Annotated in this window: 14 protein-coding genes; 10 read left to right on the top strand and 4 right to left on the bottom strand. The window is 28.7% G+C overall.

Features of this window, described 5'->3' with window-relative positions; translation table 11 throughout:
- Nucleotides 1–96 precede the first annotated feature (96 nt).
- Together lepB and folD are read right to left on the bottom strand one after the other, a co-directional pair.
- Nucleotides 97–945 (bottom strand): signal peptidase I, encoded by an 849-nt coding sequence (lepB, locus tag CAMP18498_RS00335; protein WP_337196685.1) that lies wholly within the window; start codon nt 943–945, stop codon nt 97–99.
- Nucleotides 942–1790: a bifunctional methylenetetrahydrofolate dehydrogenase/methenyltetrahydrofolate cyclohydrolase FolD gene (gene folD, locus CAMP18498_RS00330; RefSeq protein ID WP_337196683.1), complete on the bottom strand. Its 849-nt coding sequence runs from the start codon at nt 1788–1790 to the stop codon at nt 942–944. Before folD ends, lepB begins: the two co-directional genes overlap by 4 nt.
- Before the next feature lie 79 nt (nt 1791–1869).
- Here folD and CAMP18498_RS00325 point away from each other — a divergent pair, with 79 nt between their 5' ends.
- Genes CAMP18498_RS00325 through CAMP18498_RS00295 form a run of 7 tightly spaced genes read left to right on the top strand, consistent with a single transcriptional unit; the run spans nt 1870 to nt 7714 of the window.
- Nucleotides 1870–2214: a c-type cytochrome gene (locus CAMP18498_RS00325; protein WP_337196681.1), complete on the top strand. Its 345-nt coding sequence runs from the start codon at nt 1870–1872 to the stop codon at nt 2212–2214.
- Nucleotides 2211–3488 (top strand): glutamate-1-semialdehyde 2,1-aminomutase, encoded by a 1278-nt coding sequence (gene hemL / locus CAMP18498_RS00320; protein WP_337196679.1) that lies wholly within the window; start codon nt 2211–2213, stop codon nt 3486–3488. Before CAMP18498_RS00325 ends, hemL begins: the two co-directional genes overlap by 4 nt.
- Nucleotides 3485–3763, top strand: coding sequence for an AtpZ/AtpI family protein (locus CAMP18498_RS00315; protein WP_039641170.1), 279 nt, complete (start codon nt 3485–3487; stop codon nt 3761–3763). Before hemL ends, CAMP18498_RS00315 begins: the two co-directional genes overlap by 4 nt.
- Complete coding sequence (locus tag CAMP18498_RS00310; RefSeq protein WP_337196677.1) at nt 3747–4232, top strand: hypothetical protein; 486 nt, start codon at nt 3747–3749, stop codon at nt 4230–4232. Before CAMP18498_RS00315 ends, CAMP18498_RS00310 begins: the two co-directional genes overlap by 17 nt.
- A complete protein-coding gene (locus CAMP18498_RS00305; protein ID WP_337196813.1) occupies nt 4229–5422 on the top strand; it encodes an MFS transporter in 1194 nt (397 codons plus the stop codon). Before CAMP18498_RS00310 ends, CAMP18498_RS00305 begins: the two co-directional genes overlap by 4 nt.
- Nucleotides 5412–7421 (top strand): flagellar hook-length control protein FliK, encoded by a 2010-nt coding sequence (locus tag CAMP18498_RS00300; RefSeq protein ID WP_337196676.1) that lies wholly within the window; start codon nt 5412–5414, stop codon nt 7419–7421. The genes CAMP18498_RS00305 and CAMP18498_RS00300 overlap by 11 nt, the downstream gene beginning before the upstream one ends.
- A 2-nt stretch (nt 7422–7423) precedes the next feature.
- Complete coding sequence (locus tag CAMP18498_RS00295) at nt 7424–7714, top strand: FlhB-like flagellar biosynthesis protein (RefSeq protein WP_012661291.1); 291 nt, start codon at nt 7424–7426, stop codon at nt 7712–7714.
- On the opposite strand, the gene CAMP18498_RS00290 is transcribed toward CAMP18498_RS00295, so the two are convergent.
- Nucleotides 7689–8498, bottom strand: coding sequence for a phosphatidylserine decarboxylase (locus CAMP18498_RS00290; RefSeq protein WP_337196674.1), 810 nt, complete (start codon nt 8496–8498; stop codon nt 7689–7691). The two genes, CAMP18498_RS00295 and CAMP18498_RS00290, sit on opposite strands and share 26 nt — an antisense overlap.
- Nucleotides 8499–9629, bottom strand: a complete 1131-nt coding sequence (locus CAMP18498_RS00285; RefSeq protein WP_337196673.1) for a metallophosphoesterase — start codon at nt 9627–9629, stop codon at nt 8499–8501. It lies immediately after the preceding gene.
- Between the two features lie 71 nt (nt 9630–9700).
- Between CAMP18498_RS00285 and CAMP18498_RS00280 the strand changes: the two genes are divergently transcribed.
- Genes CAMP18498_RS00280 through CAMP18498_RS00270 form a run of 3 tightly spaced genes read left to right on the top strand, consistent with a single transcriptional unit; the run spans nt 9701 to nt 13678 of the window.
- Nucleotides 9701–11638, top strand: a complete 1938-nt coding sequence (locus tag CAMP18498_RS00280; protein ID WP_337196671.1) for an ABC-F family ATP-binding cassette domain-containing protein — start codon at nt 9701–9703, stop codon at nt 11636–11638.
- A 52-nt stretch (nt 11639–11690) separates the two neighbouring features.
- Entirely contained in the window at nt 11691–12878 is a 1188-nt protein-coding gene (locus CAMP18498_RS00275) for a M48 family metallopeptidase (protein ID WP_337196669.1), read from the top strand.
- Nucleotides 12878–13678: a HemK/PrmC family methyltransferase gene (locus CAMP18498_RS00270; protein WP_337196812.1), complete on the top strand. Its 801-nt coding sequence runs from the start codon at nt 12878–12880 to the stop codon at nt 13676–13678. Before CAMP18498_RS00275 ends, CAMP18498_RS00270 begins: the two co-directional genes overlap by 1 nt.
- The last annotated feature ends 12 nt before the right edge of the window (nt 13679–13690 follow it).

The following is a 13690-nucleotide window of genomic DNA, read 5'->3' as shown; positions in this document are numbered from 1 at the left end:
TCTACGAATAAAATTAAGAGTGTATATTTTTATAAATTTGTGTAGAAACTATACATTTTCTACACATAAAAAATTTTACATTGTTTCTTTGAGTAATTATTCTAAAGCTTCTATATCGCTTTCATTATGATGGATAAACTGCTCATCTTTTTCTATAGTTTCAACCAAACGCCCTACTCTTTCCCATCTAACTTTTTTATTTTCATCCCATGAAAAATAAATAAACCAAGGTTGACCAACTATATATTTATAATCTACACTTCCCCAAAATCTACTATCACTAGAGTGATCACGATTATCGCCCATCATAAAATACTCATTTTCAGGCACCTTATAATAATATGCATTAAAACCATAAATATTATTAACACCTAATTCATCGAAAGAAGCAGGCTTCATAGCAAATTGACCCAAATTTAAATAGCGAAAAAATACACTTTCTATATCCACTCTAGAATCATAATGTATTCCTTTTTCCACAAAAGGTTCTTTTACAAAAAGTCTTCCGCCTATGATTTTTGTTTTATTAGGATAATAATCTTTCATATACTCATCACCCTCAACCATACGCACATATAAGGTTTTATTTGCAAAAACAACCTCATCTCCACCCTTAGCCACACATCTTTTTACATAGTGGATTTTTGGCTCATGTGGATATCTAAATACTACAATATCTCCTCTTTTAGGACCCTCAGCACTTACTAAATGTCCATTTTTATTAAAATCAGGTAAAACAGGAATTTCCACCCAAGGAATATGTGGAGTTGGAATACCATAAGAGAATTTTTTTACAAATAAAAAATCCCCTACTAATAAAGTATTTTTCATAGAACCACTTGGTATAGTAAAAGCTTGTATAAAGAAAAATATAATCAATAAAACAACTATTAAGGTTCCTGTCCAAGATTGCGTAAATTTATAGATTTTTTTCAAAAAATTCATTTTTTAATCCTATTTTTAGCTGATTTTATAGTATTTTCTAAAAGCATTGCTATAGTCATAGGCCCTACCCCGCCTGGTACAGGAGTAATATAACTAGCTTTTTTACTTACATTTTCAAAATCAACATCACCTACTATTTTTCCATCAACTCTATTAATCCCTACATCAACTACTATCACACCCTCTTTAACCATATCTTCTTTTAAAAGATTTGGATAACCTGCTGCTACGATGATAATATCAGCATTTTTTGTATAAGCTTTTAAATCTTTCGTATAAATATGACAAATACTCACACTAGCATTAGCATTTAATAAAAGCGTAGCCATAGGACGACCTACTATATTGGAAGCTCCTATTACAACTACATCAGCACCTTGTAATTTTATATCATAATGCTCTAAAATTTTCATAACACCCAAAGGTGTACATGGCAAAAAACCACCTTTTAAATTTAAATTTAAATTCCCAACATTAAAAGGATGAAAACCATCCACATCTTTATTAAAATTAATACTTTCTAAGATTATATCTTTATTAATATGTGCTGGCAATGGAAGCTGAACCAAAATCCCATCAACACTATCATCATGATTTAAGGCATTAATCAAAGCCAAAAGCTCATTTTGAGTTGTGTTTACATCAAGTCTATAAACCAAAGACTTAATCCCACACTGCTCGCAAGCCCTTGCTTTAGAACCCACATAAGTAGCACTAGCAGGATCTTCACCTACTAAAATCACAGCCAAACAAGGCTCTATACTTTGGGTTTTAAGTTCTAATACTTCTTGTTTTAGATTATTTTTTATCTCATCACTTAGCTTTTTACCATCTAAAAGTGTCATTTCTTTCCTTAAATTTATAGCTTTCTTTAACTTAAAAAATTGTATCATAATAAAACTTCTTTTTTGTTAAAGGTGATAAATGAAAATTATTTTATTTTTGTTTTTTATAGTTTATGGTGCCTGGGCTGAAGATTTTATCTCACCTAAAGAATACCAAGAATCCCTTTACAAAAACCCAAGAGGCATAAGTTGTGCTAAATGTCATGGTGATGGAGGGCAACAAATACTAGGATATTATACTAAAAATGGAGAAAAAACTCCTTTTATAGTGCCAAGTATTAAAAACACTCCTTATACACGTTTTAGAGAAATTCTAAGCCAACCTCAAGAGGCAAAAAGCATTATGCCAACTTACTCATTAACAGAAGATGAAATGAAATCACTTTATGATTATATTACTAACAACAAAAGGAGTAAAAAATGAAAAATAATAAAAAAGCTTTTGAAGAAGCTTGTGAATATATAGCAGGCGGGGTTGATTCTCCTGTGCGTGCTTTTGCTAGCGTGGGTAGCAATCCTTTATTTATCAAGCAAGGAAAAGGTGTTTATATTAGCGATATAGAAGATAATACTTATATAGATTATGTACAAAGTTGGGGGCCTTTACTTTTTGGGCATTGTGATGAGGATATTAAAAAAGCTTGTAAAAAAGCATTAGAACATGGTTCAAGCTTTGGCGCACCAACCCTAGCTGAAACTAAATTGGCCAAATTTATCTTAAAAGATTGGCCGCATTTAGACAAAATACGCTTTGTAAGCAGTGGCACAGAAGCTACTATGAGCGCTATTCGTCTTGCAAGAGGATTTAGCAAAAAAGATAAAATCATTAAATTTGAAGGATGTTATCATGGGCATTCTGATTCTTTATTAGTAAGCGCTGGAAGCGGTGCAGCTACTTTTAATACCCCAAGTTCACTAGGAGTTTTAACCGATGTAGCTAAAAATACTCTAGTAGCTATTTATAATGACATTGAAAGCGTTAAGAACTTAATCAACAATGATGATAATATAGCTTGTATCATTATAGAGCCAATTGCAGGAAATATGGGCTTAGTGCCTGCTAAAATAGAATTTTTACATGAACTAAGAAAACTATGTGATGAGCATCAAATTCTTTTAATTTTTGATGAAGTTATGAGTGGCTTTAGAGCTTCATACCTAGGTTCTTTTGGAATTAATAATATAAAAGCTGACATAGTAACTTTTGGTAAGGTTATAGGCGGAGGTATGCCTGCGGCTGCTTTTGCTGCAAGAGCTGAGATTATGGATTTATTAAGTCCTTTGGGCGGGGTATATCAAGCAGGAACACTAAGTGGCAATCCCCTTGCTATGGCTGCAGGTTATGCGAGCTTAAAAAAAGCAAGAAATTATGAAGGTTTATATGAAAAATTAGAAAAACTAGGTAAAAGACTTACTCAAGGCTTTAAAGAAGCTGCAAATGATTGTAAAATTCCTTTGCAAGTTAATTGCGTTGGTTCTATGTTTGGATTTTTCTTTTGTAAAAACCCTGTTAATAATTATCAAGATGCTTTAAAATCAGATACTAAATTATTTGCTAAATTTCACGCGCAAATGCTAAGCAAAGGCGTGTATTTAGCACCATCTCAATTTGAAACAGGTTTTATTTGCGAATGCATGGATAAAAAAATCATCGATAAAACTATACAAGCAGCACAAGAAAGTTTTAAAGCCCTATGAATAAAAGACAAAAAATCATTCGCAAAGGTATAGAAGCTGCAGATGGATTAAGCCTTGGCATATCCATGGTTGTAGCTGTTTTAATCGGGGTTGGCATAGGCTATTTTTTAAAAAATTTAACCGGCATTGTTTGGCTTTTTTGGGTAGGAGTTTTTATAGGAGTAGCTGCGGCGATTTTAAATGTCTATAAAGCTTACAAAGCACAAGTAAAAAGCTACGAGGAATTTAAAGAAGAAAATCGCTATAAAGATTTAAAAAATGATCCTAAAGCCTAAAATTTTACTAAAACTCTTGCTAGGATTAAATTTACTTTTCTTAGCAGGAGTTTTTTTCTATAAAGAATTAAGCTTTAAAACCTTTATAAGCTTTGAATTTGGCTTTTTGGCTCAAAATTTAATCATTCTGGTATCTTTTTTAAATTATAAAAATTTTATTTTTAAAGCAGCTAAAAATTATGATTTTATACAAAGACCTTTGCAAATTTTTGCTAAAAAACAATATTCTTTGCCAAAAATTATAAAATTTATCCATATAGATGACGATTTAAAACCAAAATTTAAAAGTATTTTTAAAAACGCATTAGCTTTTTTTTCTTTGTTTAAAATTTTTGCTTATGTGCTTTTAATAGCAGGATTTTTATTTTTAGAGTTTCAAGGCTTAATGAGTATTTTTGCCTTGTTTTGTGCAATGTTTGTCACACCCATAGCGGTATTAATATATAATTTTTTAATAAGAAAATGTTGAGCTCAAAGAGAACGATTAGATCATTAACTGCATTGTTTTTTGGTATGATTTTTGTTTTTATAGGAAGTGCTTTAACGGTAAATTCTATAGCAATTATTTTAAAACATAACGATGTTAGTAATTTTTATATAGGGATAATAGGAAGTTGTTATTTTCTTGGTGCTATGGTAAGCACTATTAGTGCTCATAGGATAGTCTCTAAAGTAGGACATATAAGATCTTTTGGAATTTTTGCCATTATTTTTGGTATAGCCACTATGCTTCATAGTTTAAACTCTAATCTATATTTTTGGATGGTTTTGAGATTTTTACTTGGTTTTTGCTATTATGCACTTTTAATGGTCATAGAATCATGGCTTAATGAAAAAGCAAAAAATGCTATTCGCTCAAGAGTAATAGCCTTTTATGAAGTAGTATTTTACTCATCATCAGGCTTTGGAATTTTACTTATGTCCTTTGACTTTCCAAGTAATACAGTATTTATTTTAAGCGCTAGTTTTATTATGTTTGCTTCTATTCCTTTGTTTTTAATCCGTATTAAAGAGCCGGTTTTACCACAAAAAACCAAAATTTCCATCCCTAAAGTTTTTGATATAGTGCCTTTAGCTTTAGTGACAAGCTTTATAGCAGGTATGCTTTTGAATGGATTTTTCTCCATGGCTTCTTTATTTATACTCATACAAGGATTTGGCGCAAAAGAAGCTTCGATTTTTATATTTTGCACCATGCTAGGAGGGTTTATATCTCAACTTTTCATCGGAACCCTTTCTGATAAAATTAGTCGTAAATTTGCTATTATTTTATGCGCTTTTACCGCTTTAAGTGCTATACTTTGTATTTTATTATTAAGCTATAATATTTATTTAAAATACTTTTTTGGCTTTTTACTAGGTATGGGAATGTGTTGTTTATATGCTCTTTCTTTAGCTAGAGCAAATGATATGCTTGATGATTCTAGCAAAAGAGTTGAGCTAGGTAGAGCCGTTCTTTTTACTTATTCTTTTGGTGCTTTATTTGCGCCTGCTATACTTGGAACTTTGATGTATTATTTTGAAGGCAATGGTTTTATGTATTTTTACATCGTTTTATTAACTGTTTTAATTGCCTTTGCTATAGATAAACCAAAATTTAAAAATCTAACCAAATTTAAAAGAAAACCAGGTAGTATGGTAATGCTAGATGATAACTAATATTTCTAACAATCAAACTCAATTTGCAAAAAACGAAACAAACAAAGACAACAAAAGTGAGAAATCAGACAAAAAAACCTCACTCAATGATGCTTTAAAAAATCCTTTATTTTCTAAAAATGATCCTGAAGTCAAATTACCTAAAGATTATGTAAGAAAAATCGATCAAAAATTACAAGAATTATTAAATAAACTTTTAGATCAAATCAAAACCAACAAAGATCCTGATTTAGCAGTATTAAAAAATCACAAAGATTTAAATTTTGCACCTAATTTTGCTAATGAAATTAAAAAACTTCAAGCAGAGCTTTCTAAAAATCCTGAATTTGAAAAACCACTTAAAGTTTTAGAAGATCTAGTTAAACCTGCTAAAGATATCAACAATAAAAATCTTTCATCCTTGGTTAAAAATTCAGGTGTATTTTTAGAAGCAAAACTCAATCATTCTTTAAAAGAGCAAAATTTACCACAAAGCTTTTTTAATCTTTTAAACACCATAAAAGGGGCTACTAGTGAAAATCTAAAACGCGATATAAGTAATTTAGATCTTAAAAATCTTGATACCACAAGCACCTTAAAAGAACTTATTCATATCTTACAAAATCATAAAAAAGATAATAAAATTTCTTTAGAAAATACAAACTACAAGACACTTTTTAAACTATTTGATAAAATAGAAAATTTTAAAAACTATATCAATAAAAATCCAAATTCCATTAGTCAAGAAAAGCTACAAAATATTGCTAATAATTTCATTAAAAATCTCAGTAAAAATTTAGCACTTATCAACAAAGAACTAGCCAAACCTGAAAATATAAAAATTCAAAATACGCATATATTAAAAGAGCTTAGTCAAAGCATTAAAGATCTTATAATACTTTTAAAAGACATAAAAAATCATAAAAACAAAACTGAAATAACACAAGAAAATTTAAATAAAACTCCACATACTAAAGACATCAAAGAAGAGTCAAAAGAGGAAATAAAAACTCCGCAAAAAAACACAGAGGATAAAAAAGAAGCTCAACAAAAACAAGAAAGCATAGTAAAAGATAAAGAAATTCAAAACACAAAAGAAGAAAAAACACCACAAAGCAAAGATATCAAAGAAAATCCCAAAGAAGAGCCAAAAACACCACAAAAAAATGCTGAAGAACCAAGCAAAAATGATAACAAAAGTCAAAATTTACAAGCAAATAATACCAAATTAGAAGATATATTTAAAAGCGCTTCAGGTAAAATTTTACTAGAAGATATTTTTAAACAAAATGTAAGTAAAAATCTTAATTTTAGCCAAAATCTACAAGAAGAGCTTTTAAATAATCTTAACAAAGAACTAGGCCTAATAGGAAGAAAACTCAACGAGGTTTTAAAAGCTTTAGATCCTAAAAATTATGAAGCAAAAAATTCTTTAGATGATATAAAAAATATAGAAAAAAAATTAGAACTTTCTATAAAAGATCTTGGAAAAATTACCCCAAAAGATACCACAGAAATTTCTTCAGAATTACAAAAAGATATTAAATCCACTCTTTTACAAGTTTCTAATCTGGCTAAAAATTTAGACAATGAAAGCATACTAAATCAAGCAAATCGTCTTATAGCTCAGCTTGAGTTTAATCAGCTTTTATCTTTAGCTAATAATAGCATTCATACTTTTTTACCTTTCTTTTGGGATGATTTAGAAAAATCTAATGTAGTTTTCAAACGCGGTAAAAAAGATAAATTTTATGCACAAATTAATCTTGAATTTGAAAAATTAGGAAAAATCAATGTATTTTTATCACTAAGTAATGATAAATACATTGATATAAATATGATGATAGAAAATGCTAATTTTAGAAAAAAACTTTATGAAAGAGCACATGAGCTAAAAAAAGCCTTAGTTAAAGTAGGACTTCTAAGCTCTAATTTTTTCATCAGTGATATAGTTAAAAGTAAATTTCACAATCAAGAAGAATATAATGACTTTAATATGGGTTTTGATACAAGGGCTTAAAAATGGCTAAAAAAACAAAAAAAGCCGTTGCGCTAGGTTACAACAAAGAAGATCAAAATGCACCAAAAATTCTAGCTAATGCTAAAGGTGAAAACGCTGCTAAAATCATCTCTTTAGCTAAAGAAAATGGCATACCTATAAAAGAAGACAAAGACTTAGTAGAAGTTCTTAGCAAGCTTGACTTAGGCGATGAAATCCCACCTAATATGTATAAAGCAGTGGCTGAAATTTTTGCCTTTTTATATAAAGTTGCTAATGAAGATGAGACTAAGCAAAGTCCGCAATCTTCTTAGAAAATTCAACTTGCTCATAAGCATTTTTACTAAATTTTAAAAATCCTTTTTGAGCGATTAAAACTATCGTCGAACCTAGCTCAAAATTTCCAAGTCTTTGACCTTTTTTTACTAAAAGATCTTCATAAGTATGAGTAAAATCAAAATTTGCAGCATTAGTTTGTATGCTAGCATCAAAGCTAAAATGCATTTTACCTACATTTAGCGCACCCACAAATACCATCCAAAGTATAAATTTTCCTTCCACTAAGCACTTTAAAACTACTCTTTCATTTTTAGTATAAAGGTTTATAATCTTAGCTAACTTTGCCTCACTCACACTAAATAAAGCCCCACTCATATATGTAGCACTTAAAATTTGCATATTACAAGGTGCATGATAATGATGATAATCTTTTGGAGATAGATAAATATTTGCATAATCTATGCCATTTTCTAATTCTTCTTTACTAGCTGAGTTTTTTAAAAGCTCTTCTATACTATAACTTGAACCTTTAATGCTAAAGGCTAAATTTTCTTTTAAATCATTTTGAAAACTACTTCCAAGTTCTAAAATTTTACCATCACTTGGACTTATAAAGCCATCTTCTAATTCTCGCTCATTTAACAAAGTTCTTGTAAATAAAACATTTAAACTCTCGTATTCTTCTAAGGGTTTAAATTCACTCATATTGATATTGAAAGCATTTACATAAGCTTTATTTATATTTTTTTGTATAATTTTTGGAAATTTATATTTTGCTATGATTCCAAACATTTTTGAAGCACTATTGCTAAATCCCACTTATTCTCCTTTTAATCTAATCAAAGCTATCTCACTAGGAGCCAAAAATCTCACAGCAGGCCCCCAAAATCCAGCCCCACTGCTTACATAAAGCAAACTATCTTTACTTAATTTATAAAGCCCATACACAAAGCCTTGTTCTAAATATACTAGCAAAGAAAAAGGAAAAATTTGTCCTGCGTGTGTATGTCCTGATAAAATCAAATCAAACCCACTTACATCATAAGTTTTTACATATTTTGGCTGATGCGTGATTAAAATATTAACTTTTTCTTGATTGATTTGAGTTTTGATTTTTTCTATATTGCTTTCTTTAAAACCCAAACGTTTAGCAGCCAAATCCAAAGTCCCACTTAAAGTAAAATCCCAAAAATCAATACTTTCATCTTCTAAAACTTTGAAATTCTTAAGCGTTTTAAGCTTTTTGCTTATCGCATTTATATCATTATAATACTCATGATTTCCATAAACAAAATAAGTACCATATTTTGATTTAAAATTTTCTAATAAATTAATATAAGACATACTATCTATATCTGCATCGATTAAATCCCCAGCTATGATGATTATATCAGCGTTTAAAGCATTAACCTCATCGATTAAGATTTTTAAAAAATCTTCACCTAAATTTTTCCCTAAATGCACATCAGAAAGCAAAGCTATGTTTAAATCTTCTTTTAAATTTTTAATTTTAATATCTACCTCATTAACCTTAGGCGTGCTGATAGCATTTACAAAGCCTTTAAACACCATACTAACGCTAAGTATAATAAGCCAAGAATCAAAAATTAATTTCAAAAACTTTCTTCTTTGAAGGCTAAAAATTTGCTCTTTTTTATTTTCATTAAAAAAAATCCAAGAACCAATTTCAAAAACTATTCCAAAAAGCAAAAAAAAGCAAGTAACAGTAGGAAAAATCGCTAAAATATAATAAAGCTTTTCATGCAAAAACCCCCCACGCATATTTACAAAAAAGATTAATTCACATGCAAAAACTATTAAAACAAGAGCTAATACAAACTTCTTATAAGGTTTTAAAAAATCAACCCTACTTAAAAATCTTTTATAAATATACCAATTTGCCAAAGCAAAAAATAAAACTAATAAAGTAAAAAAAACAAACACTCTCATAGTGTAATTTTATTTAAGCAAAATTAATACTTTTTAAAGTAAAATCGCAAAAAAACATTTGGGAAAGAAATTTGGCTTTAATAGATTTAATCGATGCAAATAAGAAATTTAATACAAAAATAGTTTTAGAAAATGCAAATTTTAGTGCAAATTTAGGAGAAAAAATCGCCATTATAGGCAAAAATGGCGAAGGAAAATCAAGCTTTTTAAAAACTCTTATGGGAACTTTAAAACTAGATAGCGGTAGAATGATTAAACAAAATAACACTAGCATAGGCATACTAAGCCAACAAGTAAGCTTTGAAAGCACCTTAAGCGTGAGCGAAGCCATCAAAAAAGAACTTGAAGAAATTTACCAAGCCTTAAAAGAATTTGAAAACTATAACGAAAAACTAGCTCTTGATCCTGAAAATAAAGAATATTTAAAAAAAGTAGATGAATTAAGTTTATTTATAGATTCAAAAGATGCATGGAATTTAGACCAAAAAATACAAAGAATACTAGAAGAGTTTAAACTATTAGAGTATAAAGACAGAATACTTTGCTCTTTAAGTGGAGGCGAGATAAGACGCGTAGGACTTTGCACGCTTTTGCTGAAAAATCCTGATATATTATTGCTTGATGAGCCAACTAATCATCTAGATGTATATATGAGTAGCTTTTTAGAAGAAAGATTAAAAGCTTCTAAAATGTGTGTTATTTTCATCTCTCACGATAGATATTTTATCGATGCGATAGCACAAAAATGTGTAGAAATAGAAGCAGGAAAATTAAGCATTTTTGAGGGCGGATATACGCAATATCTAGAAAAAAAAGCAGCTATTTTAGCCTCCTTAGCTAAAAGCCACGAAACCTTACTTAAGCAATTAAAAAGCGAAGAAGAATGGCTAAGAAGAGGAGTTAAAGCTAGACTTAAACGCAACGAAGGACGTAAAGAACGCATTTTTAAAATGCGTGAAGAAGCTAAGAAAAATCCAGGAGCTATCAAACGCTTACAACTTGAAATCAAAAGAGCAAGTAAAAATTTCAATCAAACTCAAAGTCAAAATCGCAAAAAAATGCTTTTTGAACTTAAAAATATCTCAAAATCCATAGCAGACAAGACACTTTTTAAAGACTTTAATGCACGAATTTTACAAGGTGAACGCATAGCTATAGTAGGTAAAAATGGCTGTGGCAAATCTACTTTTTTAAAAATTTTACTTGATCAAATTCCGCTTGATAGCGGAGAAATTAAAAGAGGTGAAGTTAAAATAGGCTATTTTGATCAAAGTAGAAGCTTACTCAATACTGATAAAAAACTTTTAGAAATTTTTTGCCCAAATGGTGGTGATCATATTCAAGTGCGTGGTAAAAATATGCATGTTTATGGGTATTTAAAACAATTTTTATTTCCAAAAGAATTTTTAGAACAAAGTGTGAGTGTGTTAAGTGGGGGCGAGAAAAACAGAGTTGCCTTAGCCTTGCTTTTTACTAAAGAATATGATGTATTAATCTTAGATGAACCAACAAATGATTTAGACATAGCTACGATTAATATTTTAGAAGAATATTTACTTTCTTTTGAAGGTGCGATTTTGCTTGTCTCACATGATAGATACTTTGTTGATAAAATAGCAACTAAACTTTATGCTTTTGAAGAGAATGCAAATATTAATATAGAAGTTCTTTCTTACAGCGAATATTTAGAAAATGAACAAGAATACAAAGACTTTGAAGAATTTTCAAAAAGTTTAGAAACAAACACCACAACAAGTGTAAAAACAAAAGAAAAATCAAGTAAAAAACTAAGCTATAAAGAAAATGAAATTTTAAACTCATATCCTGATAAAATTCATAAATTAGAAGAAGAAATCAAAGAAATTAAAAATGCTCTAAGCAATCCTACAATCTATCAAGAGCTAGGTATAAATGCCCTTTATGAAAAACTAAATTCCTTAGAAAATGAACTTAGTATTTTAGAAGAAGCTTATTTTGAGGTTTTGGAAAAAAGTGAAAGTACTGATTAACTTTATATATTTTAAATAAGATAAAATTACTCAAATTTATTTAAGGAAAAATATGACTTTAATATCTATTTTATGTATTTACACGGCCTTTTTGATTTTTATATCTTATATGCAAATTTCTTTTTTAAAAAAAGAAAGAGAAAAGCAAGCAATTATTTTAAATGAACATGATTATAAAAATGCTGCAAATATCGCCATAGAAAATGAAAAATACAAAATCTTTTCTAATCTTTATAATCTGATAATTAATATTTCTTGGATTAGCTTTGGTTTTTTGTATTTAAAAGAAATTTTTATAAAAGAAAATTCTACTTTAGAAAATACTTTATTTTTACTTGCATTTTTATTGATTATTAGTATTTTAAATTTACCACTTAGTTATTATGAAAGCTTTATAAAAGATAAAAAACACGGCTTTTCAAATATGACTTTAGCACTTTTTGTTAAAGATAGTATCAAATCTTTAGCCCTAATGCTTATTTTTGGCTTTTTAATCATCTATGCTTTAGTATTTTGCTTTGAATTTTTTAACACATACTGGTGGATCGTTGCTTTTGCTTTAAGCTTTATAATCATACTTATTATAAATCTCATCTACCCTACACTTATTGCACCTATGTTTAACAAAATGAAAAAACTTGAAGATGAAAATTTATTAGAAAAAATCACTAATTTAATGCAAAAATGTGGTTTTAGCACAAATGGTGTTTATGTTATTGATGCAAGTAAAAGGGATAAAAGATTAAATGCTTATTTTGGTGGTTTATTTAAAAGTAAAAGAGTAGTGCTTTTTGACACGCTTTTAAACGCTTTAAAAGAAAAAGAACTCATCGCTGTTTTAGGTCATGAGCTAGGACATTTTGTGCATAAAGATTTACTAAAAATGTTATTTTCTAGCGCTTTGATGCTTTTTGCTTTATTTTTTATCTTTGCATATTTACCAAGCTTTTTTTATATTGAAAGTCATTTAGATGGAGTAAATGCTGGAGTTTTTGCGCTTTTATTGATTTTTGGAAATATTTTTACTTTTATTATCTCTCCACTACTTAATAAAATGAGTCAAAAAAATGAATTTAATGCTGACTTACATGGAGCAAAACTAAGTTCTAAAGAAGATATGAAAAATGCCCTCATAGCTTTAGCAAAAGAAAATAAAGCCTTTGTTAAAACAAGTAAAATTTATACCTTCTTTCATCTAAGTCATCCTTGTATTTATGATAGAATTAAAGCTTTGCAATGATTTCAATCAAACAGGCCTTAAAGCAAGCTTACGCAAAAGATCCTACTCACAAAGAATATATACTTTTTATTCTTTGTGAACTTTTGCAAAAAGATAAGGCTTGGATTTTTTTAAATCCTGAATTTCAAATCGATGAAAAAATCTTTTTAGAATATGTAGATAGATTTTTAAATGGCGAACCTTTTGAGTATTTATTTCAAAAAACACAGTTTTATGGTTTTGATTTTTTTACTAAAAAAGGGGTTTTAATACCGCGTTTTGATAGTGAAATATTACTTGAAAGATGCTTAGAAATTTTAGATCATAACTCTTTTAAAAATATACTTGAGATCGGCTTTGGGAGTGGAATTTTAAGCATCTCTCTAGCAAAGTTAAAGCAAATTTTTATACAAGCTTGCGATATCAATCCAAAAGCACTAGATCTTGCTAAAAAAAATGCAGATTTTCATAATGTTTCAAATTTGATTGATTTTCAACTTTGTGATTTTAAAAATATGCAAGGAAATTTTGACTTTATTTTTTCCAATCCACCTTATATTAAAAATAACTATCTTTTAGATAAATGGGTGCAAAATGAACCATATAATGCTTTATTTGGCGGGAATAAAGGTTGGGAAATTTTACATGAAATTATCCTTTTTGCTAAAAAACACAACACAAAAGTCTTAGCGTGTGAATTTGGTTATGATCAAAAAGCAATTTTAAATAAATTTTTAGAAGAAAATGATTTTAAAGCTACTTTTTATCAAGATTATAATGGATTTGATAGAGCCTTTGTTGCGTGGAATTTAAAAAATTAGACTATAATTACC

The sequence above is a fragment of the Campylobacter sp. W0066.2 genome, from assembly GCF_024723515.1.
Taxonomy (GTDB): domain Bacteria; phylum Campylobacterota; class Campylobacteria; order Campylobacterales; family Campylobacteraceae; genus Campylobacter_D.
This window is presented reverse-complemented; position numbering and strand designations above follow the sequence as displayed.

What these genes read in the sequence shown, in the direction of transcription:
- CAMP18498_RS00295 (WP_012661291.1), top strand. Translation starts at nt 7,424, where the DNA reads ATGGCTAAAAAAACAAAAAAAGCCGTTGCGCTAGGTTACAACAAAGAA.
- folD (WP_337196683.1), bottom strand. Translation starts at nt 1,790, where the DNA reads ATGACACTTTTAGATGGTAAAAAGCTAAGTGATGAGATAAAAAATAAT.
- CAMP18498_RS00315 (WP_039641170.1), top strand. Translation starts at nt 3,485, where the DNA reads ATGAATAAAAGACAAAAAATCATTCGCAAAGGTATAGAAGCTGCAGAT.
- lepB (WP_337196685.1), bottom strand. Translation starts at nt 945, where the DNA reads ATGAATTTTTTGAAAAAAATCTATAAATTTACGCAATCTTGGACAGGA.
- CAMP18498_RS00275 (WP_337196669.1), top strand. Translation starts at nt 11,691, where the DNA reads ATGACTTTAATATCTATTTTATGTATTTACACGGCCTTTTTGATTTTT.
- CAMP18498_RS00310 (WP_337196677.1), top strand. Translation starts at nt 3,747, where the DNA reads ATGATCCTAAAGCCTAAAATTTTACTAAAACTCTTGCTAGGATTAAAT.
- CAMP18498_RS00285 (WP_337196673.1), bottom strand. Translation starts at nt 9,629, where the DNA reads ATGAGAGTGTTTGTTTTTTTTACTTTATTAGTTTTATTTTTTGCTTTG.
- hemL (WP_337196679.1), top strand. Translation starts at nt 2,211, where the DNA reads ATGAAAAATAATAAAAAAGCTTTTGAAGAAGCTTGTGAATATATAGCA.
- CAMP18498_RS00300 (WP_337196676.1), top strand. Translation starts at nt 5,412, where the DNA reads ATGATAACTAATATTTCTAACAATCAAACTCAATTTGCAAAAAACGAA.
- CAMP18498_RS00325 (WP_337196681.1), top strand. Translation starts at nt 1,870, where the DNA reads ATGAAAATTATTTTATTTTTGTTTTTTATAGTTTATGGTGCCTGGGCT.